Genomic DNA, 5,277 nt, shown 5'->3' on the forward strand with positions numbered 1-5,277 from the left:
CGCGGCCGCCGAGCTGTCAGACCGCGTCTACCAGCTCCGTTGCGCCGCCGAAGACGTTGCCACGGCCGTCGACGAGGGCGCCGACGCCGGCGAACTGCGCGACCTGTGTGACGCGCTGATGCGGGCCGCCAAGGCCGCCGAGGGCTGGCGCTGAGCCGCCGGCGGGTTGCGTGCCGCGGCGGGGGGACGCATGGCGGGGGCAAGCCGGGGTACCGCGGCGTCGTTGACCTACGATTGACCGTGTCCTTGCCGTCGTCACCGCCGGTGTGGCAGTTTGACGAGTTCGAGTTCGACACCCAGCGGTTCGAGTTGCGCCGCGACGGAGAAGTGATCCGGATCGAACCGCAGGTGTTCGACGTGATGGCGCAACTGATCGGCAACCATCAGCGGGTGGTCACCAAGAATGAGCTGTTCGACTCGGTCTGGGGCGGGAGGTTCGTCGGCGAGGCGGCGCTGACCAGCCGGATCAAGGCAGCACGCCGAGCGCTCGGCGACGACGGTGAGTCGCAGCGCTACATCCGGACCGTGCGTGGCCGCGGCTACCAGTTCGTCGGCGCCTTGGGCGCACCGACACAGCCGCCGCCCGCGGAAGCCCCGCCCCCGGGGCCGAAGCAGCACATCGCGTTCTGCCGGTCCGCGGACGGGGTGCGGCTGGCGTACGCGGCAGTCGGGGAGGGCCCGCCGTTGGTGCGGGCGGCCAATTGGATGACCCACATCGGCTACGACATCGAAAGCCCGGTGTGGCGGCACTGGGTGACCGACCTGTCCGTTGACCACACGCTGGTCCGTTACGACGAACGCGGCTGTGGGCTATCAGATTGGGGTGCAACGGATTTCACATTCGGCGACTGGGTTGCCGACCTGGAGTCGGTGGTCGAGGCGTTGGGCCTGGAAACCTTCTCGCTGCTGGGCGTGTCGCAGGGCGGTGCGGTCGCGGTGGCCTACGCCGCAAGACATCCCGACCGGGTCGAGCGGATGGTGCTGTGCGGCGCGTATGCGCGCGGCCGGGCGGTGCGGGCCTCCGGCGGTGACGAGCAGCGCGCCGCGTCGCTGGACATCGATCTGGCCCGAGTCGGGTGGGGCCGCGACGACCCGGCGTTTCGTCAGGTGTTCGCCGCGCAATTCCTGCCCGAAGGCACCCGTGCCGACTGGGCGGCCTTCGACCAGCTGCAGCGGCACACCACCTCGGCCGAGAACGCGGTGCGGTTCCTCGAGGAATTCGGCCGCATCGACGTGCGCGACGAGGCACGCGAGGTGCGATGCCCGACGTTGATCATGCATTCCCGCGACGACCATCGGGTGCCGATGCAGTGCGGCGAGGAGCTGGCCGCGCTGATTCCCGACTCGCGGCTGGTGGTACTCGACAGCCCCAACCATCTGCTGACGGCCACCGAACCGGCGTGGCATGTGTTGCGGGAGGAGATCAGCGGGTTTTTGGCCCGCTGACCAGGTTCGCCCGGCCCCGGCGCGGGATCTCCAGCCGATCTCCACAGGAACTTCATGCATCCGGGTGGTTCGGCGATCATGCTTGGCGGCATGAGAAACCACACCCGCGTCCTGACCATCGGTGCCAGCGCGGTGATCGCGCTGGGTGCCCTGACCGCATGCTCGGCTGGCAACGAGCCCGCCAAGCCCAGCGGGACTGCGCCCACCTCCGCGGCACCGTTTCCGCAGGCGGCGCGCTACATCGCCGACGTGGCAGGCAAGGACGGCAAGACCGTGACGATCGGTGTCTCCGTGGCCGGCAACGACGTCGCCGCCTACGCCTGCGACGGCACCACCGACGAGGCCTGGTTTTTCGGCAGTCAAAAGGACGGCTCGCTGGATTTGACCGGCAAGTTCCAGGACCACCTCAGGGCGTCGTTCGACGGCGGCAAGGTCGACGGAAAGCTGACTTTCAACGACGCGAACTACGACTTCGCGGCGGCATCCGTTCCCGCTCCGGCCGGGATGTACACCGCCGCGGCCGGCGACGCGCGCGCGTCGTGGGTGGTTCGCGCCGATCACAGCATCACCGGTGTGTTGAGCGCCAACTCAAAACGTGACCGCGAGGTGATCGACCAGATCAACGCGCAGCAATCCGATTTCAAGGAAAGGGTGCGGGAACGTCGGATCGCCCGCCAGCTGTCGCCGGCGCCGCCGCTGCAGTGGGGCACGTGGCAGTCGACGATCAACGGCACCCCGGTGGTCGCGATCGTGGTCGACGGGAACACTCGGTTCTGACCGAGATTGCCTCAGGCGGAACAAAACCCTTACCCGCTGAGGCGATGGCGACTTAGCGTCACGGCATCGTGACCGCCACAACCGAACGAGCCGTCCCGGGCAACGCCGCGCCCGGGGCCGGTGCGCCGGGCTTGTGGGCTCGCCGCAAATGGGAAATCCTGCGCGTCGCTTCTCCATTGGTGCTGCTGTCGGTGTGGCAGCTGGGCAGTGCGGTCGGGCTGATACCCCAAGGTGTGCTGCCGGCGCCGTCGCTGATCGGCGAGGCCGGCGTGGAGCTGCTGCGCAACGGCCAGCTCGCCGATGCATTGCAGGTCTCGGGTGTGCGAGTGATCGAGGGACTGGTGCTCGGCGGGGTCATCGGTATCGCGCTCGGCACGGCCGTCGGTCTGTCTCGCTGGTTCGAGTCGACCGTCGACCCGCCGATGCAGATGATCCGCGCGCTGCCGCACCTGGGTCTGATTCCGCTGTTCATCGTCTGGTTTGGCATCGGTGAGCTGCCAAAGGTACTGCTCGTCGCGCTGGGGGTGAGCTTTCCGCTCTACCTGAACACCTTCTCCGCGATTCGCCAGGTCGACCCGAAACTGTTCGAAACCGCTCAGGTGCTTGGCTTTTCGTTTTGGCAGCGAATCACTCGGATCATCGTGCCGAGCGCGGCGCCGCAGGTGCTGGTCGGCGCGCGGCAGTCGTTGGCGATCGCGTGGCTGACGTTGATCGTGGCCGAACAGATCAATGCCGACAAGGGAATCGGCTTCCTGATTAACAACGCCCGTGACTTCCTCCGCATTGACATCATCATCTTCGGGCTCATCGTCTACGCACTGCTGGGCATCGTCACCGACGCGGTCGTCCGCGTATTGGAGCGACGCGCGTTGAGGTACCGCACATGACGGTGACATCTCCCGAGCTTCGGACCGGGATTGCCGGGGAACTGCGCCACGTCGACAAGTGGTACGGCACACATCATGTTCTCGCCGACGTGTCGCTTCGGATCAGCCACGGCGAAATCGTTGCGCTCGTCGGGCGGAGCGGCTCGGGCAAGTCAACGATACTGCGGGTGTTGGCTGGACTGTCCAGCGACCACACCGGCGACCGGGCCGTCGTCGGCGCGCCGGCGCTGGCGTTTCAGGAGCCGCGGCTGTTCCCGTGGCGCGATGTCAGGACCAACGTCTGCTATGGCCTGACCCGCAGCCGACTCTCGGTTGCGCAGGTGCGTGCCCGCGTCGACCGCGCGCTGGCCGACGTCGGGCTTGCCGATCGTGCCGACGCGTGGCCGTTGACCCTGTCGGGTGGGCAGGCGCAGCGGGTTTCGCTGGCTCGCGCGTTGGTGGGCGAGCCCACGTTGCTTCTGCTCGACGAACCGTTCGGAGCGCTGGATGCGCTGACTCGGCTCGCGATGCATGCGCTGCTGGTTGATCTGTGGCGCGAACACCGGTTCGGCGTGCTCCTGGTGACTCACGACGTCGACGAGGCAGTCGCGCTGGCCGATCGTGTCCTGGTGCTTGAAGACGGACGCCTCGTGCACACACTGGCGATCACCGACCCGCGCCGGTCTCCGCGTGACCCGAGCGGTCACACCGAGCACCATCGCGCGGAGCTGCTCGACCGCCTCGGCGTGCGGATCTAGCCAAGACCCACAACCGACAACCACGACAGACAGGGACAGTCATGCCACGAACTTGGCGGGATTTGGTCGCGTTGATCGCAGCGGTTGGTCTGCTGCTGACGGGATGCGTTTCGCGGCAAGACAGTTCGGGCGCCGGGCCGGTGCCGAGTACCGTGCCGCTACCGGAGTTGGCCGGGCTGACGCTGCAAGTCGGCGACCAGAAGGGCGGCACGGAGTCGATCCTGCGGGCGGCCGGAGCACTGGACCATCTGCCGTACCAGGTTGCGTTCTCGACGTTCACGTCCGGACCGCCACAGGTGGAGGCGGCGACCGCCGGCAAGATCGACTTCGCGATCACCGGCAACACACCGCCCCTGTTCGGCGCGGCCAGCAACGCGAAGGTGAAGGTCGTGGCCGCATACAACGGCGGCGGCACCGGGGACCAGATTCTGGTGCAGGCCGATTCGCCGATCAGGTCGGTGGCCGACTTGGGAGGCAAGACGATCGCGGTCGGGAAGGGCAGTTCCGCCCATGGCAACGTGCTCGGCCAGCTTCAGAAGGCCGGGCTCCAACCGTCGGACGTCAAGCTGGTCTTCCTGCAGCCCGCCGACGCGCTGTCGGCATTCACGCAGCGGCAGGCCGACGCATGGGCGATCTGGGATCCCTACACCGCCCAAGCCGAGCGCCAGCTTGCGGTGCGAAGCATCGCACAGGCCAAGGGTGTGACCAATGGTTACTGGTTCGGCATCGCGTCCGACGCAGCGCTTGCCGACCCGAAGCGCAACACCGCGCTGGGCGACCTATTGATCCGGTTCGAGCGTGCGACCCAGTGGGCGCAGTCGCACCCGCAGGAATGGGCCGCAAAATACGCGGCGGCAGTCGGTCTCGACCCGCAGGCCGCGGCCGTTTCTCAGGGCCGCAGCCTGAGGCTGCCTACCGAGCTCAACGACGACGTGGTCGCGTCCGAGCAACGGCTTGCAGACCTGTTCGCGGCGTCCGGTCAAATTCGGTCGTCGCCGCAGTTCACCGGCTGGGTCGACCGCAGATACAACGCAGCGCTGCGTCCCAACCTCGCAGACCGGAATTAAGGATAGGAGCGACATGCCGGCGAAATACTTCTGGTTCTTGCCGACCAACGGCGACAGCCGTTCGATCGTCGGCGCATCGCATGCGTCGTCACACCACACGGTGCCTCAGGGCTATCGCGAACCGAGCCGCCGGTACCTCGCCGAGGTGGCGCGCGCCGCCGATCGACTCGGCTATGAGGGCGTGCTGACGCCGACCGGAACCTGGTGCGAGGACGCGTGGTTGACGGCCGCGGCGTTGCTGGCCGAAACCGAGCGGTTGAAGTTCCTTGTCGCGTTCCGGCCCGGGCTGGTTCCGCCCACGCTGGCCGCTCAGCAGACCGCCACGCTGCAGCGGTTTTCCCAGGGCCGAGTGCTGCTGAATGT

6 protein-coding genes are annotated in these 5,277 nt (G+C 67.6%); all 6 read left to right on the plus strand.

Annotated elements, in window-relative coordinates:
* Positions 1 to 246 precede the first annotated feature (246 nt).
* Entirely contained in the window at positions 247 to 1,446 is a 1,200-nt protein-coding gene (locus VE759_RS01610) for an alpha/beta fold hydrolase (protein ID WP_324927596.1), read from the plus strand.
* A 90-nt stretch (positions 1,447 to 1,536) separates the two neighbouring features.
* Positions 1,537 to 2,223, plus strand: a complete 687-nt coding sequence (locus VE759_RS01615) for a hypothetical protein (RefSeq protein WP_324927591.1) — start codon at positions 1,537 to 1,539, stop codon at positions 2,221 to 2,223.
* Positions 2,224 to 2,291: 68 nt separating this feature from the next.
* A complete protein-coding gene (locus VE759_RS01620) occupies positions 2,292 to 3,110 on the plus strand; it encodes an ABC transporter permease (protein ID WP_414687808.1) in 819 nt (272 codons plus the stop codon).
* Positions 3,107 to 3,847: an ABC transporter ATP-binding protein gene (locus VE759_RS01625; RefSeq protein WP_324927592.1), complete on the plus strand. Its 741-nt coding sequence runs from the start codon at positions 3,107 to 3,109 to the stop codon at positions 3,845 to 3,847. Before VE759_RS01620 ends, VE759_RS01625 begins: the two co-directional genes overlap by 4 nt.
* A 41-nt stretch (positions 3,848 to 3,888) precedes the next feature.
* A complete protein-coding gene (locus VE759_RS01630; RefSeq protein WP_324927593.1) occupies positions 3,889 to 4,914 on the plus strand; it encodes an ABC transporter substrate-binding protein in 1,026 nt (341 codons plus the stop codon).
* A gap of 13 nt (positions 4,915 to 4,927) precedes the next feature.
* Positions 4,928 to 5,277 (plus strand): LLM class flavin-dependent oxidoreductase (locus VE759_RS01635; RefSeq protein WP_324927595.1); only part of this gene is annotated, 350 nt, incomplete at its 3' end.

This window comes from Mycobacterium sp. (genome assembly GCF_035640695.1).
Lineage (GTDB): Bacteria > Actinomycetota > Actinomycetes > Mycobacteriales > Mycobacteriaceae > Mycobacterium.